The 26,903-nt window shown below is 64.8% G+C and carries 22 protein-coding genes; 12 read left to right on the top strand and 10 right to left on the bottom strand.

What is annotated here, in order from left to right:
* Positions 1–68: 68 nt before the first annotated feature.
* Both CH306_RS01525 and CH306_RS01520 read left to right on the top strand, forming a co-directional pair.
* The gene (locus CH306_RS01525; RefSeq protein ID WP_032398266.1) at positions 69–1,511 is read left to right on the top strand and encodes an amino acid permease; all 1,443 of its coding nucleotides are present in this window, start codon (positions 69–71) and stop codon (positions 1,509–1,511) included.
* Positions 1,508–2,407, top strand: coding sequence for a universal stress protein (locus CH306_RS01520; protein ID WP_094645437.1), 900 nt, complete (start codon positions 1,508–1,510; stop codon positions 2,405–2,407). Before CH306_RS01525 ends, CH306_RS01520 begins: the two co-directional genes overlap by 4 nt.
* A 10-nt stretch (positions 2,408–2,417) precedes the next feature.
* Here CH306_RS01520 and speB read toward each other — a convergent pair whose 3' ends face one another.
* The gene (gene speB / locus CH306_RS01515; protein ID WP_094645478.1) at positions 2,418–3,377 is read right to left on the bottom strand and encodes an agmatinase; all 960 of its coding nucleotides are present in this window, start codon (positions 3,375–3,377) and stop codon (positions 2,418–2,420) included.
* Positions 3,378–3,494: 117 nt separating this feature from the next.
* On the opposite strand from speB, the gene CH306_RS01510 reads away from it, so the two are divergent.
* From CH306_RS01510 to CH306_RS01500, 3 genes are read left to right on the top strand one after another with little or no spacing between them, the layout of a single operon-like run.
* Entirely contained in the window at positions 3,495–4,127 is a 633-nt protein-coding gene (locus CH306_RS01510; RefSeq protein ID WP_045196061.1) for a helix-turn-helix domain-containing protein, read from the top strand.
* A complete protein-coding gene (locus tag CH306_RS01505) occupies positions 4,124–4,975 on the top strand; it encodes a carbon-nitrogen hydrolase family protein (RefSeq protein WP_094645436.1) in 852 nt (283 codons plus the stop codon). The genes CH306_RS01510 and CH306_RS01505 overlap by 4 nt, the downstream gene beginning before the upstream one ends.
* A complete protein-coding gene (locus CH306_RS01500) occupies positions 4,972–6,657 on the top strand; it encodes a flavin monoamine oxidase family protein (protein WP_094645435.1) in 1,686 nt (561 codons plus the stop codon). Before CH306_RS01505 ends, CH306_RS01500 begins: the two co-directional genes overlap by 4 nt.
* A gap of 5 nt (positions 6,658–6,662) precedes the next feature.
* Here CH306_RS01500 and CH306_RS01495 read toward each other — a convergent pair whose 3' ends face one another.
* On the bottom strand, positions 6,663–7,373 hold the full coding sequence (locus tag CH306_RS01495) for a YoaK family protein (RefSeq protein ID WP_094645434.1): 711 nt from the start codon (positions 7,371–7,373) through the stop codon (positions 6,663–6,665).
* A gap of 28 nt (positions 7,374–7,401) precedes the next feature.
* Entirely contained in the window at positions 7,402–8,898 is a 1,497-nt protein-coding gene (locus CH306_RS01490) for a PucR family transcriptional regulator (RefSeq protein WP_094645433.1), read from the bottom strand.
* Between the two features lie 130 nt (positions 8,899–9,028).
* On the opposite strand from CH306_RS01490, the gene gabT reads away from it, so the two are divergent.
* Together gabT and CH306_RS01480 are read left to right on the top strand one after the other, a co-directional pair.
* The gene (gene gabT, locus CH306_RS01485) at positions 9,029–10,393 is read left to right on the top strand and encodes a 4-aminobutyrate--2-oxoglutarate transaminase (protein ID WP_094645432.1); all 1,365 of its coding nucleotides are present in this window, start codon (positions 9,029–9,031) and stop codon (positions 10,391–10,393) included.
* A gap of 1 nt (position 10,394) precedes the next feature.
* A complete protein-coding gene (locus CH306_RS01480) occupies positions 10,395–11,846 on the top strand; it encodes an NAD-dependent succinate-semialdehyde dehydrogenase (RefSeq protein ID WP_094645431.1) in 1,452 nt (483 codons plus the stop codon).
* Between the two features lie 83 nt (positions 11,847–11,929).
* Here CH306_RS01480 and CH306_RS01475 read toward each other — a convergent pair whose 3' ends face one another.
* The 5 genes from CH306_RS01475 to CH306_RS01455 are packed head-to-tail and all read right to left on the bottom strand — an operon-like array spanning position 11,930 to position 18,264.
* On the bottom strand, positions 11,930–13,162 hold the full coding sequence (locus CH306_RS01475) for an NADP-dependent isocitrate dehydrogenase (RefSeq protein ID WP_094629369.1): 1,233 nt from the start codon (positions 13,160–13,162) through the stop codon (positions 11,930–11,932).
* 41 nt (positions 13,163–13,203) lie between these two features.
* Complete coding sequence (locus CH306_RS01470) at positions 13,204–14,325, bottom strand: ABC transporter substrate-binding protein (protein WP_094645430.1); 1,122 nt, start codon at positions 14,323–14,325, stop codon at positions 13,204–13,206.
* Positions 14,326–16,089, bottom strand: a complete 1,764-nt coding sequence (locus CH306_RS01465; protein ID WP_094645429.1) for an ABC transporter permease — start codon at positions 16,087–16,089, stop codon at positions 14,326–14,328.
* On the bottom strand, positions 16,086–17,201 hold the full coding sequence (locus CH306_RS01460) for an ABC transporter ATP-binding protein (protein ID WP_094645428.1): 1,116 nt from the start codon (positions 17,199–17,201) through the stop codon (positions 16,086–16,088). The genes CH306_RS01465 and CH306_RS01460 overlap by 4 nt, the downstream gene beginning before the upstream one ends.
* A gap of 28 nt (positions 17,202–17,229) precedes the next feature.
* Positions 17,230–18,264 carry an Ldh family oxidoreductase gene (locus CH306_RS01455; protein WP_094645427.1) on the bottom strand — a complete coding sequence of 345 codons (1,035 nt, stop codon included), beginning with the start codon at positions 18,262–18,264 and terminating at the stop codon, positions 17,230–17,232.
* 173 nt (positions 18,265–18,437) lie between these two features.
* Here CH306_RS01455 and CH306_RS01450 point away from each other — a divergent pair, with 173 nt between their 5' ends.
* Positions 18,438–19,355 (top strand): LysR family transcriptional regulator, encoded by a 918-nt coding sequence (locus tag CH306_RS01450; RefSeq protein ID WP_094645426.1) that lies wholly within the window; start codon positions 18,438–18,440, stop codon positions 19,353–19,355.
* Positions 19,356–19,404: 49 nt separating this feature from the next.
* Here CH306_RS01450 and CH306_RS01445 read toward each other — a convergent pair whose 3' ends face one another.
* Positions 19,405–20,433 carry a Glu/Leu/Phe/Val family dehydrogenase gene (locus CH306_RS01445; protein ID WP_094645477.1) on the bottom strand — a complete coding sequence of 343 codons (1,029 nt, stop codon included), beginning with the start codon at positions 20,431–20,433 and terminating at the stop codon, positions 19,405–19,407.
* Positions 20,434–20,688: 255 nt separating this feature from the next.
* Entirely contained in the window at positions 20,689–21,168 is a 480-nt protein-coding gene (locus CH306_RS01440; RefSeq protein WP_032397602.1) for an Lrp/AsnC family transcriptional regulator, read from the bottom strand.
* A 134-nt stretch (positions 21,169–21,302) separates the two neighbouring features.
* On the opposite strand from CH306_RS01440, the gene pdhA reads away from it, so the two are divergent.
* From pdhA to CH306_RS01420, 4 genes are read left to right on the top strand one after another with little or no spacing between them, the layout of a single operon-like run.
* On the top strand, positions 21,303–22,385 hold the full coding sequence (gene pdhA / locus CH306_RS01435; RefSeq protein ID WP_094629361.1) for a pyruvate dehydrogenase (acetyl-transferring) E1 component subunit alpha: 1,083 nt from the start codon (positions 21,303–21,305) through the stop codon (positions 22,383–22,385).
* Positions 22,382–23,377 carry an alpha-ketoacid dehydrogenase subunit beta gene (locus tag CH306_RS01430; RefSeq protein ID WP_032397600.1) on the top strand — a complete coding sequence of 332 codons (996 nt, stop codon included), beginning with the start codon at positions 22,382–22,384 and terminating at the stop codon, positions 23,375–23,377. Before pdhA ends, CH306_RS01430 begins: the two co-directional genes overlap by 4 nt.
* Positions 23,378–23,425: 48 nt before the next feature.
* Positions 23,426–24,718: a dihydrolipoamide acetyltransferase family protein gene (locus CH306_RS01425; protein WP_094645425.1), complete on the top strand. Its 1,293-nt coding sequence runs from the start codon at positions 23,426–23,428 to the stop codon at positions 24,716–24,718.
* Positions 24,719–24,755: 37 nt separating this feature from the next.
* The gene (locus CH306_RS01420; RefSeq protein ID WP_094645424.1) at positions 24,756–26,903 is read left to right on the top strand and encodes a thiamine pyrophosphate-dependent enzyme; all 2,148 of its coding nucleotides are present in this window, start codon (positions 24,756–24,758) and stop codon (positions 26,901–26,903) included.

Below are 26,903 nucleotides of genomic sequence, written 5' to 3'. Positions count from 1 at the left end.
GAGAGGCGGTATCGGGGAGCACAATCAGCCGATCCGCACCGTTCGTCTCCACGTTGGGAGTGCCGGCCATGACATCGTCGAACAGACCTGCATCGAGTCTGCGATCTCAACTGCTTCGCAGAAAGCCGATCGTGGATCCGGACCAGCAGAGCAGTGGCGGGCTGGAACGGACCATCGGCACCTTCCAACTGACGATGTTCGGCGTCGGTGCCACCATCGGTACCGGCATCTTCTTCGTGCTCTCGCTCGCGGTCCCTGAAGCCGGTCCCGCGGTGGTGCTCTCGTTCCTGGCCGCGGGTGTGGCGGCCGGTCTCGCAGCCATCTGTTACGCCGAAATGGCTTCGGCGGTACCGGTTTCCGGCTCGACCTACTCGTACGCGTATGTGACGATGGGCGAGGTTGTCGCGATGGGCGTCGCCGCCTGTCTGTTGCTCGAGTACGGAGTGTCCAGCGCTGCCGTCGCCGTCGGGTGGAGCGGGTACCTCAACGAGCTGTTGAACAACCTCTTCGGCTTCACCATCCCGCACGCGCTGTCGGCTGCGCCGGGTGACGCCGACCCCGGCATCATGAATCTGCCTGCAGTCGTGCTGATCGTGCTGTGCGCCGTTCTGCTCATTCGTGGCGCGAGCGAGTCGGCGGCGGTCAACGCAGTCATGGTCGTCATCAAACTCGGTGTGCTGGCTCTGTTCGCGATCGTCGGATTCACCGCCTTCGACTCCGGCAACTTCTCGGACTTCATGCCCCTGGGCGCAGCAGGGGTGACGGCGGCCGCGGGCACGATCTTCTTCTCGTTCATCGGACTCGACGCGGTGTCCACTGCGGGCGACGAGGTGAAGGATCCTCAGAAGACCATGCCGCGGGCCATCGTTGCGGCGCTGATCGTCGTCATCGTCTTCTATCTCGTCGTGGCCGTGGCCGCCCTGGGGACGCAGCCGTGGACCGACTTCGCCGGCCAGGAGGAAGCCGGGCTGGCGGAAATCCTGCGCAACGTCACCGGGCAAGCCTGGCCGGCAACGATTCTGGCTGCAGGTGCGGTCATCTCGATCTTCTCGGTGACGTTGGTGACGATGTACGGGCAGACTCGCATCCTGTTCGCGATGGGCCGAGACGGCATGTTGCCCAAAGCTTTCGCCAAGGTCAGCCCCCGCACGCACACGCCGGTCAACAACACGATCGTCGTCGCCGTCGTGATTTCGATCCTCGCCGCGTTCATTCCGCTCGACAAGCTGGCGGACCTGGTGTCGATCGGCACCCTCGTCGCTTTCATCGTCGTATCCATCGGGGTGATCGTGCTGCGCCGTTCGATGCCCGATCTCGAACGGCCGTTCAAGGTTCCGGGATACCCGGTCACTCCGGTGCTGTCGGTCCTCGCCTGCCTGTACATCCTGTCCGGACTGCACTGGACCACGTGGTTCTGGTTCGGGCTCTGGCTCGCGGTGGTGTTGGCGTTCTACTGGTTCTGGGGTCGGCACCACTCGACGCTGCGCGGAGCAGAGCAGGACCTGCGATGAGTGTCCTGATCGCATTCGCGCCGGGGAAAGGCAGCGTCGGTGCCCTCGATCTCGGTGCCCAGATCGCTCGGTCGCTCGGCACCGACATCGATGTGGCGACGGTGGTGCCCAAACCGTGGTCGACTCCGTCGATGGCACGGGTGGATGCGGAGTTCGCCGACTGGGCCGCGACGACTGCAGCCGAGTCGGAGGCGAAAGCGCGCCACTACCTCGAAGACCGGGCACCCGACATCACTGCATCGTTCCACCGATTCGCACACCGCTCGGTCTCGACGGCATTGACCGAGGCGGCCGAGAGCATCTCGGCCTCGATACTGGTTCTCGGCTCCTCGGGCGACGGCGCTCTCGGGCAGGTGGTCGTCGGGTCGACGGCAGACAAGCTTCTGCACTCGTCCCCGGTGACCGTGGCGCTCGCTCCCCGCGGCTATCGGATGCGCGAACGAGCCACACTGACCCGGATCACGTGCGCGTTCTCCGGCGACAGCGAGGCGTCGCGCGTCGTGGGTCCGACCGCCGAACTCGCCCGAGACGCGGGTATTCCGCTCCGCTTGGCGTCGTTCGTCGTCCGGGGAGCGACGATGTATCCGCCCGAGGTCGGCCTACGCGTCGAGGACGACGTTGCCGCAGAACTCGCCGTCGGGTTGACCGAGGCACTGACCGCGGCGATGGACGACGCAGTCGCGGTTGGGCTTTCGGCCGAGCAGGTCACGACCGAACTGGCCATGGCCGGCAGTTGGCGCGAGGCCCTCGACGAGGTTCACTGGCAGGACGGCGAAGTACTGACCATCGGATCGTCCGGGCCGCTGGGGCCGATCGCTCGGGTGTTCCTCGGTTCGCGCGCCACCAAGATCATCCGCCATTCGCCGGTGCCGATCCTGGTGTTGCCGAAACGGTGAGGCGGGCGTCCTACCGGTTGAGGGCGAGCACCGACAACAGCTCGTAGGCGACATGTGCCGCTGCAATCCCGGTGATGTCGGCGTGATCGTATGCGGGTGCCACCTCGACGATGTCGGCCCCGACCACGTGGAGGCCCACGAGTCCGCGCAGGGTGTTGAGCAACTCTCGGGACGTCATGCCACCGGCCTCGGGCGTGCCGGTGCCCGGCGCGTGTGCCGGGTCGAGAACATCGATGTCGACCGAGACGTACACCGGACCGCCGTCGAGGCGTCGACGCATCCGTTCGACGATGCTGGCCACGCCGTCGACCTCGTAGTCGTCGGACCGAATCACCTGGAAGCCCAGGACACGATCGTCCTCGAGATCCTGCTCGCTGTAGAGCGGGCCGCGGATGCCGATGTGCTGTGAGCGTTCGAGATCGATCAGACCTTCCTCGCTGGCTCGTCGGAACGGCGTGCCGTGGGTGTAGGGAGCACCGAAGTACGTATCCCACGTGTCGAGGTGCGCGTCGAAGTGCAGTACCGCGATCGGCCCGTGATCGCGTGCGAGCGAACGCAGAATCGGCAGGGCGATGGTGTGGTCGCCGCCGAGGGTGAGAACCGAGGAGCCGTCGGCGCGCAGGTCCGTCACCGCGTCGTGCACCGTGGTCAAGGCCTCGGTGATGTCGAACGGATTGACGCCGATGTCACCGAAATCCGCCACCTGTTGGCGGGCGAAGGGTGAGACCTTCAGCGCGGGGTTGTACGGACGTAAGAGTTTCGAGGCCGCCCTGATGTGCCCCGGGCCGAAACGTGCGCCGGGGCGGTAACTGACGCCGGAATCGAACGGCACACCGAGGATGGTGACGTCGGCGCGGGACACCTCGTCGAGACGGGGCAGCCGCGCGAACGTGGTCGGCTCGGCGAAGCGAGGGACCTTGGTGGCGTCGACCGGACCGATCGGCGGGTGTTCGGGATTGCTCGGGTTCATCGAGAATTCCTTCCGAATTTTCATCAGTCCGGTGACGTTCGAGTCGACCAGTTCGCCCGGCAAGCGTTACTCTGATGCTCGATCTTGTCAACACAAGTTTCCTGGAAGGCGAGAGCAGTGTCCCTTGCTACGTCGGTCGTCGGCGATGCGCCGCGTATCGGCGCACGGCTCAAGGAGGCTCGGCAGAAGAAGCGACTGACCCTCGACGCACTCGCCGACGCCTGCGGAGTCACCAAGGGATATCTGTCCAAGCTCGAACGCGACCAGGTCAATGCGTCGGTGGCGTCCCTGGTTCGAGTCTGCGCCGCCCTGGAGCTTCCGGTCGGCTCGCTGTTCGACGACGCGCCATCCGGTGAGGTGGTCCGGGCGCAGTCGTTGCCGCGCATCATGTTCGGCGGGGAAGCGATGACCGAGTACCTGTTGACGCCGGTGGGGGAGCGCCGGGTGCAGGTGTTGCTGGGTCACATCGACGCCGGTGGCGGCAGCGGAGCCGAGGCGTACACCCTCCCGCTCGACGTGACGTTCGTGCACGTGATCACCGGCGGGTTGCGGGTGACCTTCGACGCCGAAGCGGACGGCACCTTCGCGGGCGACGAGGTGCTGCTCGGTCCGGGAGATGCGTTCACCTTCTCGCCGCGTCGCAGGCACAGTTTCCGAGCCGAAGGCGCAGACGGTGCTCAGGTCCTGTGGGTACTGGCACCCGCGCTACCCGAGGAGTTGCCGACGAGGAAACAGGAGTTGCAGCCATGACCGTGACCGTGTCTCTCTATCAAGGGCCGGAACTGGCCGGCGATGTCCACGCGAACCTCGCCGCACTCGACGACGCAGCGAGAAACGCGGCCGCAGCAGGTGCATCGATCCTGGTGACCCCGGAGATGTCGGTCAGCGGATACGACATCGGTGATCTGGTGCTCGAACGAGCAGAACCGTTCGACGGGCCGATCTTCGAGAAGGTGTCGACGATCGCTCGATTCCACGGCCTCGCGATCGTCTACGGATATCCCGAACGCAGTCGATCGACGCTCGGTGGCGAGGTGGTGTTCAATGCGGTGCAGGTGGTCGATGCATCGGGACTGTCGGTGGCGCGCTACCGCAAGACCCACCTGTTCGGTGAACTCGATCGCGCGCACTTCACTCCCGGGTCGGAACTGTTGGTGCAGTTCGACTTCGGCGGACTGCGCTGCGGTCTCCTCACCTGCTACGACGTCGAATTCCCGGAAACCGTTCGCGCTCACGCCGACGCCGGAACGCAGTGGTTGATCGTCCCGACCGGCCTGATGACCCCGTTCGAGATCATCGCAACCCACGTCGTTCCGACGCGCGCGTACGAGAGTCAACTGTTCGTCACCTACGTCAATCGCTGCGGCACGGAAGCGAGTCTGACGTACTGCGGACTGACCTGCGCCGTCGCGCCGGGTGGCACCGACCTCGCGCGGGCAGGCGCGCACGAACAGCTTCTGACGGTGGATCTGGATCCGGCCGAACTCCTTCGATCTCGCGCCGTCAACACTCACCTGGACGATCGTCGCCACGATCTGTACCGGACAGTTCTCGACCCGACAGGACCCTCGCGGTCCGAGCAGGAGACCGACCGATGACCACACCCGTCACCCCGGACAGCGCGATCGAATCCGAGGACGACCAACCGCTCACGATGTTCGGTCCTGATTTCCCGTTCGCCTACGACGACTATCTGGCGCACCCGACCGGCCTCGGGAGCGTTCCCGACGCTGCCCTCGGTACGAAGGTCGCGGTGATCGGGGGCGGACTCGCGGGTATGGTCGTCGCGCGCGAGTTGCTCAGGCTCGGCCTGGAACCCGTTGTGTACGAATCGGATCGAATCGGCGGCCGGATGCGGTCGGTGCCGTTCGAGGGGCACCCGGGTGTGGTGGCCGAGATGGGTGCGATGCGGTTTCCGCCGTCGTCGACGGCACTGTTCCACTACCTCGACGCAGTCGGGCTGGAGACCACGCCGTTTCCGAACCCGTTGGCAGAAGCGACCCCCAGTACGGTGATCGACCTCAAGGGCGAGAGCCACTACGCCCAGAAGCTCGAGGATCTACCGCCGGTGTTCGCCGAGGTCGCCGACGCGTGGAACCGGACGTTGGAGGAACACGCCGAACTGATCCCACTGCAGCGGGCCATCCGCAGGCGCGACGTTGCCGAGATCAAGCGAATCTGGAACGAGCTGATCGTGAAGTTCGACGATCAGACCTTCTACGGATTTCTCGCTGCATCCGAACACTTCTCGTCGTTTCGGATGCGAGAGCTGTTCGGCCAGGTCGGTTTCGGAACGGGCGGATGGGACACCGACTACCCCAACTCGATCCTCGAGATCCTTCGAGTCGTCATCACGGCGGCGGACGACCACCACCGCGGAATCGTCGGCGGCTCACAGCAACTGCCGATGCGGCTGTGGACCGATTCGCCGGCGAACATGGCGCACTGGCCCGCGGGAACGTCGGTGGCATCGCTGAACGGCGGCACCACGATGTCGCGTGTCACCGAGATCAGACGTACCGACGGCGGCACCACGATCCACGACGACCGCGGCAACATTCGTACCTACGCGGCCGCCGTCGTGACCGCCCAGAGCTGGATGCTGCTCAGCAACATCAGGTGTGACGACGATCTGTTTCCCATCGACCACTGGACCGCCATCGAACGCACCCACTACATGGGGTCGACCAAGGTGTTCGCACTCGTCGACCGGCCTTTCTGGAAGGACAAGGATCCGGTCACCGGCCGCGATGTGGTCAGCATGACGCTGACCGACCGGATGAGCCGTGGCACCTACCTACTCGACCAAGGGGAGGGCAGGCCTGGGTTGATCTGCCTGTCCTACACGTGGTCCGACGATTCGCTCAAGCTGCTGGCCCTGGACCCGACCGAGCGAATGAACATCATGCTGCGCTCGCTCGAGGAGATCTATCCCGGCGTCGATTTCCGCAGTCACATCATCTCCACGCCGGTCACGCTGTCCTGGGAAACCGAACGCGACTTCATGGGTGCCTTCAAAGCCAACCTGCCCGGTCACTACCGCTACCAGGAGAGGCTGTTCACGCACTTCGTGCAACACCGACTCGACCCGCGACATCGAGGAATCTTCCTTGCCGGCGACGACATCTCGTGGACGGCGGGGTGGGCCGAGGGTGCCATTCATACCGCACTGAATGCGGTGTGGGGCGTCGTGCATCATCTGGGAGGAAAGTCGGCAGTGGGCAATCCGGGACCGGGCGACGTCTTCGATGCCATCGCACCACTTCGATTGGGTGACTAGGTCGCTCAGTGTTTCGGCGATCGCGGCCGGGGAGAGCGCTCGTCGAACACGAACAACGCCAGGGCGATCGTCAGCATGAGGGCAACCACCCAGATCGCCCGTAGCCCGAACAACTCGACCGCAACCGCCCCGAGCAGCGCCCCGCCGAAGAATCCCGAGATCACCGCGCCGAACCGTCGGGCGCGGGTTCCGGCCTCCAGATCGTGTTCGACCACCCGATGGAATGCGGCCATCGCCATGCTGCGGAGATTCCCGGTCGTCATGGTGGTGTTGTACGGCGAATCCACCAGTACGCGAAAGGTGGTCACCTGCACGCCGGCAACGTGAGCGAGAATCACCGAGACCACCGCAGCGGGCACGGTCGCCGGCAGAAAACCGACGACGAGGACCACGAGGATCTCGAACACCAGCACCGCCCGTACCGGTCGTCGCACGATTTTCGCAACCGCGGGCAGCGCGATGAACTCTGCGGTCGCGACGCCCAGGACGAAGGCAGCCAACGGCGGCAGAAAAGCCAGCGCCTCGACCCACCGGCCACCGGCGACATCGACGCCGAGCAGCACCACGTTGCCGGTCTGCGCCCCGGCGAACACCCCGCCACGGGTGATGAAGGTGTACGCATCGAGGAATCCACCGACTGCCGCCAACAGAACACCGAGTCGGACCGATTTCGCAGTTGCGACGGCGATGTGGGGTTCGGGACGAGGCGTGGTCATCGGGAGATCCTGACACGATCGCCGATATTCACGTTGTCGAGGCAAGCAGTGAGAGCAACAGTTCGGCTCGTACCCGCGCCGAGGTCAGATCCACCGCGAGCAGTTCCTCGCACCGCGTGATGCGGTTTCGCAGCGTATGACGATGAACGGACAGATGCGCCGCAGCGGTTTCCCAATGCCCGTTCGCCTCGAGGAACGCCCGAAGCGATCCCACCAGATCGGCGGAATGGGTGCGGTCGTACTCGGCCAGTACCGCGATGGTGACTGCAGCCATGGCACGCAACGACTCCTGCACCGGTTCGGACGCCAACAGCATCGATCCGGTGAACTCGACGATCCGATCGCTCGCGCCGGCTGCGGCGCACGCGAGCGAAGCCTGCTTCAGAGCAACAGGGGTCTCGGAGATGTGTCGGCTGGAACTGAGGCCGACGCACACCGACCTCGGCAGTGAATCGAGCAGTCGAGCAACGACATCGGAGTCATCGCTACCGCGCAACAACACCGCGACACCGGCGTCGGTCGTGCGCGCGAACGTGGGCCGCGCCCGGGCCCGGCACTCGGCATCGACCGCCTCGACGACGCGCTCGGCGGGTCCGCGGACCATCGCAACCCTGACGCGAGAGTCGTCGTCGGCCGCGTCCACGAGGTAGCTCGGTAGCGCGGTGCCGTCGGGGGCAGGCAGATGGCCGTCCAGTAACAACCCGAGCGCGAGCGTGTTGAGTCGGGACTGTTCGGCGCGCAGACGTGTGGGCTTCTCGAGCTCGAGGGTCACCAGCGACACCGCGTGCCCCAGCAGGATCTGCTCGACACCCGTCACCGGGCCTGCGGTACGGATGGCGAGAAAGCTCGACGCCCCGCCGGAGATCGCGACGGAGTGCAGAGTGACGGTGCACCCCGGTTCGCTGACCGAGACCGTGGCCGGTGACGACGACGGGCGAATGCTGCGAGCGACCTCGCGGGCGCGCTCGACGAGATCGGCTGCGGCGGCGGGATGAAACGATTCGGTGCGATTGCCGATCAGCGCCACCGACGTGGACGTGGCGACGGCCAGTTCGCGAACGATCGCGTCGACGCCGCCGTGCAACGCTGCCCGAGTGATACGCGTCTGGACCGAGGCCGCACGGAGAACCTGCTCGTATTCCTGCTCGGCTATGCGCTTCATGACCGCCCTGATCACGGCCGCGAACGGGGTGTCGTACGGGACCTCGACGACGGGAAGGCCGACGGCCTCGGCCGTGTCGAGAATGTGACGCGGGATCGTGCTGTGGGACAACCCGACTCCGAATCCGAGGCAGGCGACACCCGCGGCCGCCAGGGTCCGGACGTAGGTGGCGAGAGCCGGGCCGTCGGCGTCGAAGCCCAGCCCGGTCGTGAGAATAAGTTCACCGCCGGACAGCCAGGGGCTCGGATCGGTGAGCTCGGTCGCCTGCGCGAACGTGATCGGCACACTGCTGCGCTCCGGTCCGCCGCGATGACTCAGGCGGAGGTGTTGCTGCCTCAGCAGCCAGGACATCTGCACGCTCACCTGTGGAACTGTAGCGCTGTGCCTGCCGAAATGGAGTGTGATCCAGCCCTGATGTGTACGAAATGGCGTCGCGCTGTCTCGCTCGGAGAGTCGCATACTGACTGCACAAGCCCACACGAAAGGTGCGACCATGGCCTCGATCGAGTACCGACTTCCGCAGGAACGCAAGATCGTCACCGCCTTCCCCGGTCCGAAGTCCGCGGCGTTGGCGCAGCGCCGCAAGGCCGTCGTCGGTGCAGGCGTGGCGTCGACGCTGCCGGTGTACGTGGCCGATGCCGACGGTGGCGTCGTGGTCGATGTCGACGGGAACTCGCTGATCGACCTCGGGGCCGGAATCGCAGTGACGACAGTCGGTGCCTCGAACCCGGCAGTCGTTGCTGCAGTGCAGGATCAGGTCGCACACTTCACCCACACGTGTTTCATGATCGCGCCGTACGAGGGGTACATCGAGGTCGCCGAGAAGCTCGCCGAGTTGACGCCGGGGGATCACGACAAACGCAGCGTGCTGTTCAACAGTGGTGCCGAGGCAGTCGAGAACGCCGTGAAGATCGCACGGCACGCCACCGGGCGGTCGGCCGTCGTCGTGTTCGACCACGCCTACCACGGTCGTACCAATCTGACGATGGCGCTGACCTCCAAGTCGATGCCGTACAAGAGCGGGTTCGGGCCGTTCGCCCCCGAGGTCTATCGGGCCCCGATGTCCTACCCGTTCAGGGAGGGCCTGAACTCCGACGGTTCCGCGGTCACCGGTGCCCAGGCGGCGGCGCGAGCGATCTCCGTCATCGACAAGCAGATCGGCGCGGGCAATCTGGCCGCGATCCTGATCGAACCCATTCAGGGTGAGGGCGGCTTCATCGTGCCCGCAGAAGGATTCCTGCCTGCACTGGCGGACTGGGCACGCGAGAACGGCGTGGTGTTCATCGCCGACGAGGTACAGGCCGGATTCACCCGCACCGGCGCGTGGTTCGCGAGCGAACTCGAGTCCGTCGTGCCGGACCTGATCACCATGGCGAAGGGGATAGCAGGAGGAATGCCGCTGGCCGCGGTCACCGGCCGGGCCGATCTGATCGACGCCGTGCATCCCGGTGGACTCGGTGGAACCTACGGCGGAAACCCCGTCGCCTGCGCCGCGGCCCTGGCGTCCATCGAACAGATGGAGACACTGAACCTCAACGCCCGAGCCCGCGACATCGAACGAATCGTGTTCGAGCGACTGAATGCGTTGAGTGCCGAGGTCGGCATCATCGGTGAGGTGCGTGGCCGGGGAGCCATGCTTGCGATCGAGCTCGTCGTGCCGGGTGGACGTGAGCCCAACCCCGAGGCCACCAAAGCCGTTGCGGCGGCGGCACTCGCGGCCGGGGTGATCGTGCTGACGTGCGGTACCTACGGCAACGTCATCCGGTTGCTGCCGCCACTGGTGATCTCCGACGAGTTGCTCGGTGAAGCGCTCACCGTGCTCGAAGACGCGCTGCGCGCCGTGGCACAGGAGAACTGACATGTCGGCTGTCGACCTGATCTCCAAGCTGCCCACCGAACTGTGGCTCGGTGGCGTGCAGACTCCCTCTGCGTCGGGCGCGCGATTCTCGGTGCTGAACCCGGCGACCGGCGAGGAGTTGACCACTGTCGCCGACGCCACCGCAGCCGATGGCATCACCGCGCTCGACCTTGCCGCCGAGGCGCAGCCGGGGTGGGCGGCGACGCCCGCTCGTGAGCGAGCCGAGGTTCTGCGGCGCGCCTTCGATCTGCTGCAGGAGCGTGCTGCCGACTTCGCTCTGCTGATGACACTCGAAATGGGAAAGTCGTTGGCGGAGAGCCACGGCGAGGTGAAGTACGGCAGCGAATTCCTACGCTGGTTCGGTGAGGAGGCCGTCCGGATCGGCGGTCGGTTCACCCCCGCTCCTGCGGGCAACGGTTCGATCCTGGTCACCAAGTCGCCGGTCGGTCCGGTCCTGGCGATCACCCCGTGGAACTTCCCGTTGGCCATGGGCACACGCAAGATCGGGCCTGCGCTGGCGGCGGGGTGCACCGTCATCGTCAAACCGGCCGAGGACACCCCGCTGACGATGCTTCTGCTCGGGCAGGTGTTCGCCGACGCCGGGTTGCCGCGTGGCGTGCTGTCGATACTCCCGGCCTCCGACGCCGCGTCCGTCACCGGACCGTTGATGGACGATCCGAGGCTGCGAAAGATCACGTTCACCGGTTCCACCGGAGTGGGAAAACTGTTGGTGCGCAACGCTGCCGATCGTCTGTTGAGGACGTCGATGGAGCTCGGTGGCAATGCCCCGTTCATCGTGTTCGACGACGCAGACGTCGACGCCGCTGTCGACGGAGCGATGCTGGCCAAGATGCGCAACGGCGGCGAGGCGTGCACGGCAGCGAATCGTCTGTACGTCGCGAACTCGGTGCGCGAGGAATTCACCGCGAAGCTGACCTCACGGATCGACGCGCTGACCGTCGGTCCCGGTGATGCGGACGGTACCGACATCGGGCCGCTCATCAACGACAAGCAGCGTCGAACGGTCACCGCACTGGTCGACGACGCCGTCGCGAAGGGAGCCCGAGTGCGCACCGGCGGAGCCGCACCCGAGGGACCCGGATTCTTCTACGCGCCGACGGTGCTCGACCGAATCCCGGCCGACGCGAATCTGTTGCAGGACGAGATCTTCGGGCCCGTCGCGGCAATCATCGGATTCGACACCGAGGACGAGGCCGTCGCCGCAGCCAACGACACCCGGTACGGGTTGGTGGCCTACTTCTACACCGAGAGCCTCGACCGAGCACTGCGGGTGTCGGCAGCACTGGACACCGGCATGGTCGGGGTCAACCGCGGTGCGATCTCCGACGCGGCCGCCCCGTTCGGTGGGGTGAAGGAATCGGGTTTCGGACGCGAGGGCGGGTCGGAGGGCATCGAGGAATACCTCGAGCCCAAGTACATCGCTCTACGGTAGAGCCGCACAATTCGCTCCACTCCACGCTCGGGCACACGGAAGTACGTGACTTCGAGCCTGGAGTGGAGCGTCGTGTGCCGAGATCATCGCCGCATTTCTCGGTCCAATTCGTAGCGGACCGCGTCGAGGAACTGCTCGGTGGTCAGGTAGTGCTGGTCTTCACCGATCAGTGTTGCGAGGTCCTTCGTCATTCGACCGTCTTCGACGGTCCTCACGACGACGTGTTCGAGTGTGCGGGCGAACCGGCCCACGTCGGGCGTTCCATCCAACTTGCTGCGGTGTTCGAGGCCGCGAGTCCAGGCGAAGATCGACGCGATCGGGTTGGTCGACGTGGGTTCACCGGCCTCGTACCTACGGAAGTGGCGTCGCACGGTTCCGTGGGCAGCTTCGGTCAGGCATGTTCTGCCGTCCGGTGTGAGCAGGATGGACGTCATCAAGCCAGGTGAACCGAATCCCTGTGCGACCGAGTCCGATTGCACGTCTCCGTCGTAGTTCTTGCAGGCCCACACGTACCCGCCTTTCCACTTCATGGCCGACGCGACCATGTCGTCGATGAGGCGGTGTTCGTACGTCAGTCCGGCTGCCTCGAACTCGGTCTGGAACTCGGTCCGATAGATGTGCTCGAAGACGTCCTTGAATCGGCCGTCGTACGCCTTCAGGATGGTGTTCTTCGTCGACAGGTAGACCGGATAGTTCTGCTGCAAACCGTAGTTCAACGAGGCCCGCGCGAAATCGATGATGGACTGGGTGAAGTTGTACTGACCCTGCACCACTCCGCCGAGGCTTTCGTCGGTGAACCTCACCAACTCGTGCTGTATCGGTTCGCCTCCGTCGTCGGGGGTGTAGGTGATGGTGACGGTACCCGGCCCGGGCACGGTGAAATCGGTGGCGCGGTATTGGTCGCCGAAGGCGTGACGCCCGATTACGATGGGTTCGGTCCACCCGGGCACGAGTCGGGGAACATTCGAGATGATGATGGGGGCTCGAAAAATAGTCCCTCCGAGTACATTCCGAATGGTGCCGTTGGGCGAGCGCCACATCTGTCGCAGAGCGTACTCCTCCACTCTGCCGGCGTCGGGTGTGATGGTGGCGCACTTCACGCCGACACCGTGGTTCTCGACAGCTCGTGCAGCGTCGACGGTGATCTGATCGTCGGTGGAGTCGCGGGACCGTATTCCCAGGTCGTAGTACTCGAGGTTCACGTCGAGATACGGAAGGATCAGATGATCCCTGGTGTAGTGCCAGATGACTCGGGTCATCTCGTCGCCGTCCAGTTCGACGACGGTGCCCTCGACTCGGGTTTTCGGCTTCGGCATGAGAGGTAGGTCCCTTCAGTGGACTCTACACTGCGGCAGGGTCATTCGTTGTATCCGAAGATCGAGTTCCACGCAGTCTGATCCTCGGCGGAGTGGGTGGTCGATTCCTCCGGGGTGATCCGGTGCACCTTGGGATCGGTGAAGTCGGGGAGCTGAACACCGAGAATGTTCGGCGGATCGACGTCGGTCCGTACCGAGTATTCGCCGAGGTCGGTGAACACCCGCTGGCCGCGGGTGGAGAGGTTCCAGTTCATGAATACCTGTGCGGCAGCAAGATTGCGTGCGGTGTCGGCAACTCCCGTGTAGTAGTCGTACGAGGTGACTCCCTCGTCCGGTACGACGAAATCGACAGGAGCGTTCTCGTTGTTCGCGATGTTCACGCTGCTCACGACGACGGTGCCCGCGTTGATCTCGCCGCGGGCCAAGGCATCGAGCTGGGCACCGATCGAGTCGAACACTCGCGCCTCCGAGGAGTATCTGCGGAGGTAGTCGTCGCCGAGAACATCGCGCTGAAATCGAGTCAGAGCGAGCGCGCTTCCGCCCGAACCGGCCTGCGCGATACCGAGTTTGTCGTCCCAACGATCCTCGAGAAGAGAATTCCACGACGTGGGGGCGTCGGCGTCGTCGACGACAGCGCGGTTGTAGCCGAAGGTGTAGATCGGGTTGAACGTGCGGAAATATCGGTTGTCGTCGAACGAGACGTCATCCTGCAGATTGTCCGCAGTACCGGGCAAGTAGGGCTGGAACAGTCCGCGCTCGGCCAGACCCCGAACGAATCCGGGGTCGGAAATCCGGATGACGTCTGCATCGAGGCGACCGGTACTGTATTCGGCCGTGAGGCGTTCGTAGAGCCGATTGGAGGTCAAGCGAACGAGTTTCACCTCGATACCGGTGTCGGCCTCGAACTGTTCGAGCACCTCGGATTCGGTGTCCTGGGTGTATCCGCTGTACAGCGTTATCGTGCCCTCGGATTCTGCGCGCGACCACAGATCCGGGTCTGCGATCTGCTCGCCGTCGATCACCAGAGCCCCACCTGGTTCGGTGATGGACGCGGCCGACCGTGCCAGCGATGGGGCCTGCGGTGGTGGACTGCATGCGGTCACCGCGGCGACCGCGATCGCGCACACTGCGGCCCCGAACCGCCGGATCGTCGATGTGGTCATCTACTTGGACTCCTTTGCGCCGAATCGGCGGGACAGTGCAGCAAGAACGCCGATCACGACGCAGTAGAGCAACCCGAGTTCGGCTGCCGATCGGATGGATCCGTTGTCGTAGGCGTCGAAGATCGCTATGGACAGCAGTCTGGTGTCAGAGGTGAAAAGGAACAGGGCCGCAGTCAATTCGCGCATCGACAACATGAGCAGCAGCAGAAAGGTCGAGGACAGCCCGATTCGGAGCAGGGGCACTGTCACGAATCGGATGGCCTTTGCTCGGCTCGCGCCGAGCATCACTGCGCTGTCCTCGAGGTCCTGGTCGAGCTGAACGATGGAGGAGGACACTCCGCGGTATCCCTGCGGCAGGAAGACTGCGATGAATGCGACGACGAGGACGGCGAGAGTTCCGTAGATCGGCACCGGCAACGCCAGCCAGGTCCAGAGCAAACCCAGCCCGAGCACGATGGCGGGAACTGCCAACGGCAGCATTGCCAGGTACTCCAGCACCGATCGTCCGGGCGACCTGGTCCGGTACCGGGTGTACGCCAACGCAAAACAGAAAGTCGTGCCTATGGCCGCGGTCGACACACCGACGATGACACTGTTGAGCACAACGTTGTGGAAGTCCGGGTCCTGAACTGTTTGCCCCAGGCTCCACAGGGACAATGCGCCTGCGTCGAACAACTCCCCGAATCGGGCCAGGTACGGGCTGGTCTGGAGCGACGCCACCACGAGGGCTCCCATCGGGAGTGCCACGGCGAGAACGAAGTACAGCCATGCGAGAGCGGCGGCCGGCCAACGCCAGCCCCGAAGTGGCACCTGTCGTGCGCGCACTCCCTTGCCGCTGACGGTGGTGTATTCCTTGCTGCCGGTCACTCTGTTCTGCAAGGCCACGACGATCACGAGCAGAACGGTGAGGACGACGGCGATGGCTGCCGCGTCGTTACTGCGGGCAGGCGCAGCGTTCATGAGTCGATAGATGAGGGTGGGCAGGGTGTCCACGCCGCCGGGTACACCGATGACCTGTGCGACGGCGAAGTTCTCGACGGTCAGGGCGAACACGAGTATGCCGGATCCGATCGTGGCAGGAAGCACGAGCGGAAAGGTGATCTTGCGGAGCATCTGGGTGAGCCCTGCCCCGTGCAGGCTGGCTGCATCTTCCAGATCCGGATTCATCAACGACAACGCCGAGTGAATCATCAGGAACGGATACGGAGCGTAATACAGGCCGAGAACGAAGATCATTCCGGCGAAACTGTAGATGTCGACGAATCCGGGGAGTCCGAGGGCAGTCAGGGCGAGATTGAGGTAACCGGTTGCGGGGCCGGCGAGCAGAGCCCACGCCAGCGCACCGACGAGCGACGGCAGGAACAGTGGGGCAATTCCGATGCCGTAGATCAATTTTCGACCCGGGATGTTGGTTCTTGCGGCCAGGAACGCCAATGTCGCACCGATGAGGAGGGCGAGAATCGACGATCCGATTCCGACGATCGCGGAGCTCCACATCGCCTCTCGAGCCGACTGGCGTCCCAGTAGAGCGAAGTTGTCGAAAGTGAAGTGACCGAAGTCGAAGACGTTGCTGCGGTCGGGATTGTCGGTGAAGGCACCCATGACGATGAAGAACATCGGGCACAGGACGATGAGCGCGAGAAGCGCGATTTGGACGAGTGTCGGAAGGCTCCGCCGCAGCCGACGGTTGCGGGTGCGCGACACCGAGACGCTCGGCGTCGGTGCCGGTGCGTGCCGCGGACGGTCGGTGGTGGGGGCGCTCACGAGTGAGCCCCGACGAGTTGCGTGCGGTCGTCGACCAGCAGCTGTGCGGCTCCGGGTGTGATGTCGACGGCGACCCGTTCTCCCACGTGCAGCGCCCGTTTCGCGGCCCCGGTGGCGAGGGCCTCGATGTTCGGCCCGCCGTCGAGAGTGATGCGGTAACGAATGGACGCCCCCTGGTAGCTCGCGACGTCGACACGCCCTGCCCAACCCACTCCCGTAGCCGGCTCGTCGTGTACGGGCGTGACGGTCATGTCCTCGGGACGCAGGCACACGAGCAGTCGGTCGGCATTGTCGGGCACGGTGGCATCGATTCGGACCGTGAAGTCGTGGTCGGTGAGCGTGACTGCTCCGGACATGCCAGGAGTGGGTGAGCACGCGAACAGGTTGCCCACGCCGAGGAACTCTGCGATCGACCCACTGGCGGGCGCGGTGTAGATCTGATCGGGTGCGCCGCTCTGGACGATTCGGCCGTTCTGCATCAGCGCGATGCGGTCGGCCAAGGCGAATGCTTCCACCTGATCGTGCGTGACGTAGATCGTGGTCAGGCCGAGTCGCAGTTGTAGTTCACGTAGTTCCATTCGCAGGCGTTCGCGCAGACGCGCATCGAGATTGGACAACGGCTCGTCGAGCAACAGGACGTTGGGGCGCATGACCAGGCTCCGTGCGAGGGCTACCCGCTGCATCTGGCCACCGCTCAACAGGCTGGCTCCGCGCTCGGCCAACTCACGCAGCCCGACCAGATCGAGTGTCTCGTACACGCGGGAGACGAGTTCGTCCTTACCGACTTTCTGCATCTGCAGCGAGAATGCGACATTCTCGAACACGGTGCGATGAGGCCATACCGCGTACGACTGAAACACCATTCCGACGTTGCGCTTGTTGGGCGGTACGGTTCGGCCACTGGATGAATCGTGCATCACGTTGTCGCCTACGGTGATTCGTCCTTCGTTCGGACTTTCGAGACCTGCGACGCAACGCATGGTGCTGGTCTTGCCGCAGCCGGATTGACCGAGTAACACGAGCGATTCTCCGTCGGCAATCTCGAGATCGAGGTCGCGGACGACGGTGTTCTTTCCGTAGGCGAGGGTCAAATTCTCTATCGATACCTTCATGGGAATTCCTTCGACTTGTCGGTTCTTCTCAGACCCGAGACTCGACGAGCTGATGCAACGCTCGAATATCACTGTCGTCGAGCGTGATCCCGTCTCGGATCTGCTCGTGGTAACGCGCCATCTCGTATTCGCCCGGTAGTCGAACGGGATCGGCGGGATCTGTTGCCGGAACCGAATGCAACCGATCCCCGAAGTCCTGGACGCGCTCGTGCAGATCGGGCCCGGAGAGCAGCAGCTCGGTGTCGACGAGGACGAAGAAGTGCCCCAGGTTCTGGGCCCGCTCGGGTGAGACGCTCCATGAGCTGACCTTGTCCAGATATGCCGCACCGGAAAGTAATCCGGCGAACAGGTCGACCATGACCGCCAGCCCGTATCCCTTGTGGCCCGCGATGGGCTGCAGGAACCCCGAGAGCGCAGCGCTCGGATCGGTCGTGGGGTGGCCTGCGCTGTCGGTGGCCCACGTGGCGGGAATGGTGCGGCCATCGGTTTGCGCGGCCCGAATCTTCGCTCGTGCTGCGACGCTCAACGCGATGTCGAGAAGAATGGGGTCGCCACCCGGATTGGGGACACCCCATCCCATCGGGTTGTTGCCCACCCGGGTGGCCTTCCCTCCGGACGGTGCGATGGTGGTCGTCGCATTACTGGCGATGATCGCCGCGAATCCCTCCGAAGCAGCCTTGAAAAGGTACGGCATGACCGGCCCGAAATGGTTGCTGTGCCGTGCGAACGCCGCTCCCACACCGCATGTTCGGGCACCGTCCATGGCTGCGGTGAGTGCAGCACTACCGACCAGAGGTCCCACTGCGTTGGCACCGTCGATCAGCGCGAGAGCGGGGGCAGGTCTGGTGGTGGTGACGTCGGCGCGCGGATCCATGCCCCCGATCGCGGCGCGGTCGAGGTACTGGGGGACCCGTTGGATTCCGTGTGTGTGGATGCCGAACAGGTCGGCCAACACGAGGACTTCTGCGATGGTCCGAGCTGACGCCTCGGACATGCCGCACGTGATCAGTGCTCGCGATGCGAGATCTTCGAGTTGGGCGGCGGAAACCGTAACTGTCGACATGGTGCCATGGCTTTCTGTGCAGTCGGGGAGTGTCGAGGAACGTTCGCGGAACAGGTCCGGTGAACGGTGGCCTATGGCCTGGATCACTCTCGAAAGCCACTATGGCAGCGCCGATAGATAAGTAGTAGCCAAGGTTTCTTGAGTCCGACATAAGTGATGCTAAAGTTGGGTAGATGAGGGCCGATTTGACCCGGCTGAAGATCTTGTCGGCTGTCGGACGACACGGATCTATGGCCGCGGCAGCCGACGAGCTGAGATACACCTCGTCGGCCATCTCGCAGCAAATCAGCAAGTTGGAGTCCGAACTCGCCGTCGAGCTCGTCGAGCGACATGCACGCGGTGTGCGCTTGACCGAGGCCGGGCGAGCGGTTGTCGTGAGGGCACGCGCCATCGACGAGCAACTCGACGGGATGAAAGACGATCTCCGTGAGCTCGCCGAAGGGTTCACCGGGACAGTTCGCTTCGGAGTATTTCCCACGTTTGCCGCGTCGTTGTTGCCCGACGTCGTCATCGGACTACGTGAGGCGCACCCGGGAATTCGTCTGTCGATACATTCGAGCCGAATCGCACCTTTGCGGGAGTTGCTCGAGACGCGGCAGCTCGATCTGGCGCTGACGTGGGACTATCCGTGGAATCGAACCGTCGACGAAGGTCTGACCGTTCGCGAAATTCTCAGCGACTCAACGGTATTGATTGTTCGGCGTGATCACGAACTGGCGCACGCGGATACGGTCGAGCTCCCGGATCTGAGCAACGACGACTGGATCGTGCGAGCTGGAGGTCACCCCACCACAGAGCATCTCTGGCGCTGTGCCGACACCGCCGGCTTCACGCCGACGGTGGCGGTCGAAGCGAGCGACTATCAGGAAACGCAGGCCATGGTCGCCGCGGGTCTCGGTGTCACGCTGTGCCCCCAACTCGCCACCAGCTACGTCCGCGGCGAGGTCGTCGTCAAGCGGCTCGCCGCGTCCGTACCGGCACGGCGGATCTGTACGGCTCGTCCGTCGGACGTCAAACCGTCCGTTGCCAGTCTCCGCCTGGAAGGGCTGCTTCATCGGGTCGTGAAGGGATACAACCTTTCTCAGGGGTAGTCCTCCGACAGGCCGTCGTCGGTGCGGGATGCCGGAGGGATACCACCTCTCAGCCCTGGGCGGCCGCGATTCGATCCTCGGCCAGACGATCGGCCGCTGCCCCGAGCAGGATGCCCTCGGCGCGGGCGATGGCGAAGATGCCCGTGACGGTGTCGCGGATCTTGCCGATCGTGGCCATCACCTGAGCCGAATCCTTGCCGCGCAGTTCGCCTTCCACCTGGATCAGGCCGCCGGCGTTGGCGACGTAGTCGGGTACCCAGACGATTCCGCGGGCAGCCAGCATCGCTTCGACGTCGGGTGTGAGCAGTTGATTGTTGGCCGCGCCGCAGACGATGGACGCCGACAACCGGGCCACCGAGGACGCGTCGAGAGTGGCACCCATGGCGCACGGCGCATAGACGTCGATGTCGGCACCGATGATGTCGGATCCCACGGTGACACCGGGGAAGTCGGCGACGATGCGATCGAGGGCAGGCGGATAGGAGTCGCTGACGACCACCTCGGCACCGGCTTCGCGAAGCAGTGAGACGAGGTTGTAGCCCACCTTGCCCGCGCCCTCGACGCCGACACGCTTGCCGGTCAGATCGTCCGAGCCCCATGTGGATTCGGCTGCGGCCAGGAGTGAGAGAAAGACTCCGAGCGCAGTCTGGGGGCCGCTGTCGCCGGTGCCGCCGGCGGTGGTGTTCTTGCCGACGACGTGCGCCGTCTCCTCGGCGATGATGTCGAGATCGTCGCTGTTGGTGCCCACATCGCCCGCGGTGACGTAGGTTCCGCCGAGCGACTTGACGAATCGGCCGTACGCGCCCAGTAGCGTCGGGGTCTTGATGGCGTTGGGGTTACCGATGATCACTGCCTTTCCGCCGCCGAGATCGACTCCCGCGACGGCCGCCTTGTACGTCATTCCGCGGGAGAGGCGCAGCACGTCGGTCAACGCTTCCTGCTCGGAAACGTAAGGGTAGAAGCGAGTTCCGCCGAGAGCCGGACCGAGGACCGTGGAGTGGACCGCAATGATCGCGCGCAGACCGGTGTCGGGGTCCTGGCAGAACACGACGCGTTCGTGTGCGCAGTCGCGCGGCATGTCGGGACGATCGAAGACGCCGGTCGCGGCGGGGAAGGAATCGGACGAGGTGCTCGATGCGGCGGGTTGGTCGGCAACGACGGACACAGGCGGTCTCTTTCGGGTGATGAGGCGGCGGTACCGGAAATGGGTGGTATCCGGAATTCGTGTCCCCGAAGGGTGTCGTGAACGTGCACGCTGGTCAACCGCTGTTGCCGAGAATGTGCATGTTGCACGGTGCATCTCGGATCGACCGAGCCGGGATGGTCGGGCTGCTCAGCGACGACCGTCCTCGGCGAGTTGTTCGAGCAACGGCTTGGTGCGGTACTGGATCAGCTCGCTCATCGCGATGGACATGTTGGTGCGCTCCACCCCGGGGATGTCCAGAATGAGACCTGCGATGCGGTACAGGTCGTCGGCATCGACGGCCGCGATGCGGATGTGCATGTCCGCGGCCCCGGACAGCCCGAACACTTCGAGCACTTCCGGGATGGTGCGAAGGTGTTGGGTCACTGCGGCGAGCGTGTGTTGGTTGACCTGCGCGGTCACGAACGCCTGCAACGGGCGTCCCAACGACTTCGGTGGGATGCGGTGATCGATGGGCGTGAGCGATCCCTTGTCGTCCCAACGGCCGAGGCGCGCCTGCACGGTGTTGCGGGACAGCCCCAACGTGGTGGCGAGTTCGACGCCGGTGGCGCGCGGTTTGGCGCAGAGGGCGAGGAGGAGTCGGGCGTCGGTCTTGTCCAGATCGGTCATTGCGCACTTCCTGTCGCTCGGTCGTTACCCAATATTGTGCACACTGCGCAGTTGTGAAGTCATCACTTGTGCAGGGTGGATGTCGGTGGTGTTCTTGTGAAGGACATCACATCACGACGGAGAGTGCGACGATCATGACTACCACCTCGCTGGTACAGCTGATAAAGGAATCTGGGACGGTGGTCCGCAACGAGACCTACTCGCCGCTGGTCGCCGACATCGACACGGCCGCGATGATGGACTTGTACCGAGATCTCGTGGTCGTTCGCCGCATCGACACCGAGGCGACCGCACTGCAGCGACAGGGCGAACTGGGGTTGTGGGCACCGCTGCTCGGTCAGGAAGCGGCGCAGGTCGGTTCGGCCCGCGCTCTCGACACCGAGGACTTCGTGTTCGCCAGCTACCGCGAGCACGGGGTCGCCTATTGCCGGGACGTCGACCCGACGCAGATGCTGCGCTTCTGGCGCGGATCGACCCTCTCCGGTTGGGACCCGTACGAATACCGCATGACGACGCCGGCCATCATCGTCGGATCTCAGGGCCTGCACGCCACCGGGTACGCCATCGGCATGCAACTCGAGGGGGCCGAGGGCGCAGCCATCACCTACTTCGGCGACGGCGCGACCAGCCAGGGCGATATTTCCGAGGCACTCGGCTTCGCCGCGAGTTTCCACGCACCGGTGGTGTTCTTCTGCCAGAACAACCAGTGGGCCATCTCCGAACCGGTCACGGTGCAGACGAAGGCCACGATCGCCGCTCGCGGTGAGGGATACGGCATCCCGTCGGTGCGCGTCGACGGCAACGACGTTCTCGCCGTCCTGGCCGTCACCAGGGCAGCGCTCGCCCGCGCCCGCGAAGGTAGCGGCCCGACGCTCATCGAGGCCGTCACCTACCGCATGGGCCCGCACACCACCTCCGACGATCCGACGCGATACCGCTCGGGTGCCACCGACGACGAATGGCGCGCCAAGGATCCGATCGATCGAATCGAGAAGTTGCTCAGGCGAATCGGCGTGTTCGACGACGCATTCGCCGCCTCGGTGAAGCGCACCGCCGACGAGGTCGCAGCCGAGCTTCGCCGCGGCTGCCTCGAAACCGTCGAGCCGACCGCGATGTCGGTCTTCGACAACGTCTACGCCGATCCCCACCCCCTACTCGACGACGAGCGCGCCCAATTCGCCTCGTACCAGGCCGGATTCGAAGGAGCTACGTCATGACCACCCTGGAACGGCCCACCAGTCTCCCGTTGGGCAAGGCCATCAATGCAGGTCTGCGACGAGCGATGGAGAACGACCCGAAGGTCCTGCTGATGGGCGAGGACATCGGCAAGCTCGGCGGTGTCTTCCGCATCACCGACGGCCTGCAGAAGGACTTCGGTCCCGGTCGAGTACTCGACATGCCGCTGGCGGAATCGGGAATCATCGGCACCGCCGTCGGCCTCGCGATGCGAGGTTTCCGGCCGGTGTGCGAGATTCAGTTCGACGGTTTCATCTATCCGGCGTTCGACCAGATCGTCTCGCAGGTGGCGAAGTTGCACTACCGCACCAGTGGCAACGTCAAGATTCCGATGACCATCCGGGTGCCCTACGGCGGCGGTATCGGTGCCGTGGAGCATCATTCGGAGTCTCCCGAAGGATACTTCGCGCAGACCGCGGGTCTTCGCGTGGTCACCTGCAGCAACGCCGCCGACGGCTACTCGATGATTCAGCAGGCCATCGCAAGCGACGATCCGGTGTTGTTCTTCGAGCCGAAGCGTCGGTACTGGGAGAAGAGCCCCATCGACCTCGATGCCGACGCGTCGTACCCGCTGCATCGGGCACGGGTGGTCACCGAAGGCACCGACGTCACCCTGATCGCGTACGGACCACTCGTCGCCACCGCACGCAAGGCCGCCGAAGTCGCTGCCCACGAGGGAGTGTCGATCGAGGTCATCGATCTCCGCTCGCTCTCGCCCATCGACTTCGAGACCATCGAGGCCTCGGTACGCAAGACCGGGCGTCTCGTCGTCACCCATGAGGCACCGGTGTTCATGGGACTCGGTTCGGAGATCGCAGCTCGAATTTCCGAACGGTGCTTCTACAACCTCGAGGCGCCGGTGTTGCGCGTCGGTGGCTTCGGCACTCCGTACCCGGCATCGAAACTGGAGAGATTCTTCCTTCCCGATGTCGACCGGATTCTCGACGCAGTCGACCGCTGCCGCTCGCACTGACCTCGCGCTCACCGACCGCCGCCGATACGTACCGAACAGGATTCGACGATGCCCACCATCAAGAGCTTTCCGTTGCCCGACCTCGGGGAAGGACTCACCGAAGCCGATCTGCTGACCTGGCTCGTCGCCGTCGGTGACACCATCGAGCTGAATCAGAACATCGCCGAGGTCGAAACGGCCAAGGCCGCCGTCGAACTTCCCTCACCGTTCGCCGGGGTCGTTGCCGCCCTTCACGTGTCGGAGGGTGACACCGTCGAGGTCGGCGTACCGATCATCGACATCAGGGTCGGTGGCGACGACGAGGGCGGTGTCGAGCCGGAGCCTGTGGCAAGCGAAACCGACGGTGGGGCCGCGGTCGAAGACGGGGACGAGCGCGTTCCGGTTCTCGTCGGCTACGGCGTGGCGAAGGAAGGCTCCAGTCGACGCGGCGGCCGAGGTGCAGCACCGGCCACCCCGACACCGACCGGACAGAACGGGAAACCGCTGGCTGCGCCACCGGTACGAAAGATGGCCAAGGACAACGCCGTCGACCTCGCCGAGGTGCCGGCCACCGGAGACCGCGGCGACGTCACCCGTGAGGACATCGACACCTACCTCGCGGGTGACAACCCGGTCGAGGAGCGGACAGCGGGACGGTTCGGTCGCGAGGAGCGCACACCGATCAAGGGAGTGCGCAAGCACACGGCGGAGGCGATGGTGCGCAGTGCATTCACCGCTCCGCACGTCACCGAGTTCGTCACCGTCGACGTCACCGAAACTCTCACTCTGCTGGACTCCCTCCGTGCGTCCGCTCTCTTCGCGGACGTTCGTCTGACCCCGCTGGCTCTGGTCGCCAAGGCGGTTCTCGTTGCGCTCAAATCGAATCCGTCGCTGAACTCGTCCTGGGACGAGACGAGTCAGGAGATAGTGACCAAGCATTACGTCAATCTCGGTATCGCCGCCGCGACTCCGCGCGGGCTGATGGTGCCGAACATCAAGGACGCTCACGAGAAGTCTCTGGTGGACATCGCCCGCGCACTGTCGGATCTGACGCGGACGGCCAAGGAAGGCAAGAGCAGTCCGGCCGATCTCGCCGACGGCACGATTACCATCACCAACGTCGGGGTGTTCGGAGTCGACGCCGGTACGCCGATCCTCAACCCCGGCGAGGCTGCCATCCTCTGTTTCGGCTCGATTCGCCGCATGCCGTGGGAGCACGAAGGCGAGATCGCACTACGGTCGGTGACGACACTGTCGCTCTCGTTCGACCATCGCCTCGTCGACGGGCAGCAAGGATCGCAGTTTCTCGCGCTCGTCGGCCGGTTGCTGAGCAGCCCGGTGGATATGATCGCGCTGGGCTGATTTCCCGGCTCGTACCGTGTGAAGAAAAGGGGCTTGCGTGGCGGAAGCGATCGACGCGCATTTCCTGGACCGGATTCGGGACGCGGCGACGAGCGGGCCGGAGCTCGCCGATCCGGATCGTGTGCTGAGGTACTTCGATGCGCAGCTCGCCAGTCGGCACCTGGACTTCGCAGCCCGCTGGTTGCAATCGACGGGCTTCGGCTACTACACCATCGGATCGTCCGGGCACGAGTCGAATGCAGCGGTCGGTGCCGCGACGACGGTCACCGACCCGGCTCTGCTGCACTACCGCTCCGGTGGCTTCCATGCCGCACGCGCACAACAGCATTCGGGGTCGAATTCGATCCACGACGTGCTGGCCGGCTTGGTCGCCTCCACCCGCGACCCCATCTCCGGCGGGCGGCACAAGGTGTTCGGGCACCCCGATCTGGGCATCGTGCCGCAGACGTCCACCATCGGGTCGCAGGTCCCGCGCGCGGTCGGTCTGGCATTCGCGCTGGGGCGAGCGAAGGCGCTGCGCCACCGAACGCCATGGCCCGAGGACGCCATCGTGGTGTGCAGCTTCGGCGATGCCTCCGCCAATCATTCGACGACGGTGGGTGCGCTCAATTCGGCTGCGTACTGTGCCTACCAGTCGATTCCTATGCCGATCCTCCTCGTCTGCGAGGACAACGGCATCGGAATCAGTACCCGGTCACCGCGGGGCTGGATCGAGCGGTCGCTCAGCCGATTTCCGTCGATCGAGTACGTGCGAGCCGACGGGACCGACCCGGTCGCGCTGATGCGAACCGTGGACGCCGCTGTCGCCGCGGTGCGGTCGGGGCGTCGGCCGGTGATGGTGCATCTCGAGACGGTGCGGTTGATGGGCCACGCCGGATCCGACGCCGAGCTTGCGTACCGCACCAATGCGGACATCGTCGGCGACTATGCACGAGATCCGTTGCTCGCCTGCGCACGTGCGCTGATCGGGGCCGGTGTGCTCTCGGCAGCCGACGTCGAGGGCCGCTACGAGGCAATGCGCGAGACCGTGATGAGCGAGGCCGAGGCGATGGTCGAGTCGCTGCGGTCCGGGGCGTCGTCGCGCCTGGCCACCGCCGAGGCGGTGATGGCTCCGCTCACCGAACGGAGACCGATCGCGGTGGCCGCAACCGAGCAGAGCCTGCGACCGGCACAGGGCGGGCCGCGGCTGACGCTCGCCGCCATGATCAACAGCACGCTCACAGACATCATGGCGGCGCGCCCGGACGTGCTCGTGTTCGGCGAGGACGTGGCCGTCAAAGGCGGCGTCTACGGAGTCACGAAGGGCTTGCGTAAAAAGTTCGGCGCAGCACGAGTTTTCGACACGCTTCTCGACGAGCAAACTGTGCTCGGCACCGCCCTCGGTACTGCGCTCGCAGGATTCGTCCCGATACCCGAGATTCAGTATCTGGCGTACCTGCACAATGCCGAGGATCAGCTGCGCGGTGAGGCCGCGTCGCTGAAGTTTTTCTCCGACGCCCAGTACACCAACGGGATGGTGGTACGCATCGCTGGTTTGGCGTATCAACGCGGTTTCGGCGGACACTTTCACAACGACAACGCGGTAGCGGTTCTGCGCGATATTCCGGGCATCGTGGTTGCGGTTCCGAGTTCGGCGGCCGAGGCCGCCGGTCTCTTGAGAACCTGTGTGGCACTGGCCACGGAGGAGGGGCGAGTGTGCGTGTTTCTGGAGCCCATTGCGCTCTATCACCGCACCGATCTGCGCGACGGCGACGGAGAGTTGCGGTGCGCCGACGACGCGTCCGCCGAGTTCGCCACCACCGCAATCCATTCGGACGGTGACGATCTGGCCATCGTCACCTTCGGTAACGGGGTGGTGATGAGCAGGCGTGCGGCATCGAGGTTGCGTGAGCGCGGGATCGGCGCGACGGTCGTCGATCTGCGCTGGATCGTTCCGCTGCCGGTCGACGACCTTCTGCGCCGGCTCGACGGCTTCGATCGCGTGTTGATCGCGGACGAGACCCGACACGACGGGGGAGTGGGAGAAGGCGTCGTGACGGCTCTCGTCGAGGGTGGCTACGCGGGTACGGTCCGCCGAGCGGCGAGCAAGAATTCGTTCGTACCGCTGGGCGCCGCAGCCGATCTCGTCCTCCTGTCGGAAGACGAGATCGTCTCTGTGGCGTTGGAGATGGTCGAATCGGATTGA

This window comes from Rhodococcus sp. 15-725-2-2b, assembly GCF_002259075.1.
Classification (GTDB): domain Bacteria; phylum Actinomycetota; class Actinomycetes; order Mycobacteriales; family Mycobacteriaceae; genus Rhodococcoides.
The sequence above is the reverse complement of the archived record's forward strand: the minus strand, read 5'-3'. Positions and strand labels throughout refer to the sequence as shown.

Excerpts from the sequence above, each read along its gene's own strand:
- CH306_RS01525 (WP_032398266.1), top strand. The coding sequence starts at position 69 with ATGACATCGTCGAACAGACCTGCATCGAGTCTGCGATCTCAACTGCTT.
- CH306_RS01520 (WP_094645437.1), top strand. The coding sequence starts at position 1,508 with ATGAGTGTCCTGATCGCATTCGCGCCGGGGAAAGGCAGCGTCGGTGCC.
- speB (WP_094645478.1), bottom strand. The coding sequence starts at position 3,377 with ATGAACCCGAGCAATCCCGAACACCCGCCGATCGGTCCGGTCGACGCC.
- CH306_RS01505 (WP_094645436.1), top strand. The coding sequence starts at position 4,124 with ATGACCGTGACCGTGTCTCTCTATCAAGGGCCGGAACTGGCCGGCGAT.
- CH306_RS01500 (WP_094645435.1), top strand. The coding sequence starts at position 4,972 with ATGACCACACCCGTCACCCCGGACAGCGCGATCGAATCCGAGGACGAC.
- CH306_RS01495 (WP_094645434.1), bottom strand. The coding sequence starts at position 7,373 with ATGACCACGCCTCGTCCCGAACCCCACATCGCCGTCGCAACTGCGAAA.
- gabT (WP_094645432.1), top strand. The coding sequence starts at position 9,029 with ATGGCCTCGATCGAGTACCGACTTCCGCAGGAACGCAAGATCGTCACC.
- CH306_RS01480 (WP_094645431.1), top strand. The coding sequence starts at position 10,395 with ATGTCGGCTGTCGACCTGATCTCCAAGCTGCCCACCGAACTGTGGCTC.
- CH306_RS01475 (WP_094629369.1), bottom strand. The coding sequence starts at position 13,162 with ATGCCGAAGCCGAAAACCCGAGTCGAGGGCACCGTCGTCGAACTGGAC.
- CH306_RS01470 (WP_094645430.1), bottom strand. The coding sequence starts at position 14,325 with ATGACCACATCGACGATCCGGCGGTTCGGGGCCGCAGTGTGCGCGATC.
- CH306_RS01460 (WP_094645428.1), bottom strand. The coding sequence starts at position 17,201 with ATGAAGGTATCGATAGAGAATTTGACCCTCGCCTACGGAAAGAACACC.
- CH306_RS01455 (WP_094645427.1), bottom strand. The coding sequence starts at position 18,264 with ATGTCGACAGTTACGGTTTCCGCCGCCCAACTCGAAGATCTCGCATCG.
- CH306_RS01450 (WP_094645426.1), top strand. The coding sequence starts at position 18,438 with ATGAGGGCCGATTTGACCCGGCTGAAGATCTTGTCGGCTGTCGGACGA.
- CH306_RS01445 (WP_094645477.1), bottom strand. The coding sequence starts at position 20,433 with ATGCCGCGCGACTGCGCACACGAACGCGTCGTGTTCTGCCAGGACCCC.
- CH306_RS01440 (WP_032397602.1), bottom strand. The coding sequence starts at position 21,168 with ATGACCGATCTGGACAAGACCGACGCCCGACTCCTCCTCGCCCTCTGC.
- pdhA (WP_094629361.1), top strand. The coding sequence starts at position 21,303 with ATGACTACCACCTCGCTGGTACAGCTGATAAAGGAATCTGGGACGGTG.
- CH306_RS01430 (WP_032397600.1), top strand. The coding sequence starts at position 22,382 with ATGACCACCCTGGAACGGCCCACCAGTCTCCCGTTGGGCAAGGCCATC.
- CH306_RS01425 (WP_094645425.1), top strand. The coding sequence starts at position 23,426 with ATGCCCACCATCAAGAGCTTTCCGTTGCCCGACCTCGGGGAAGGACTC.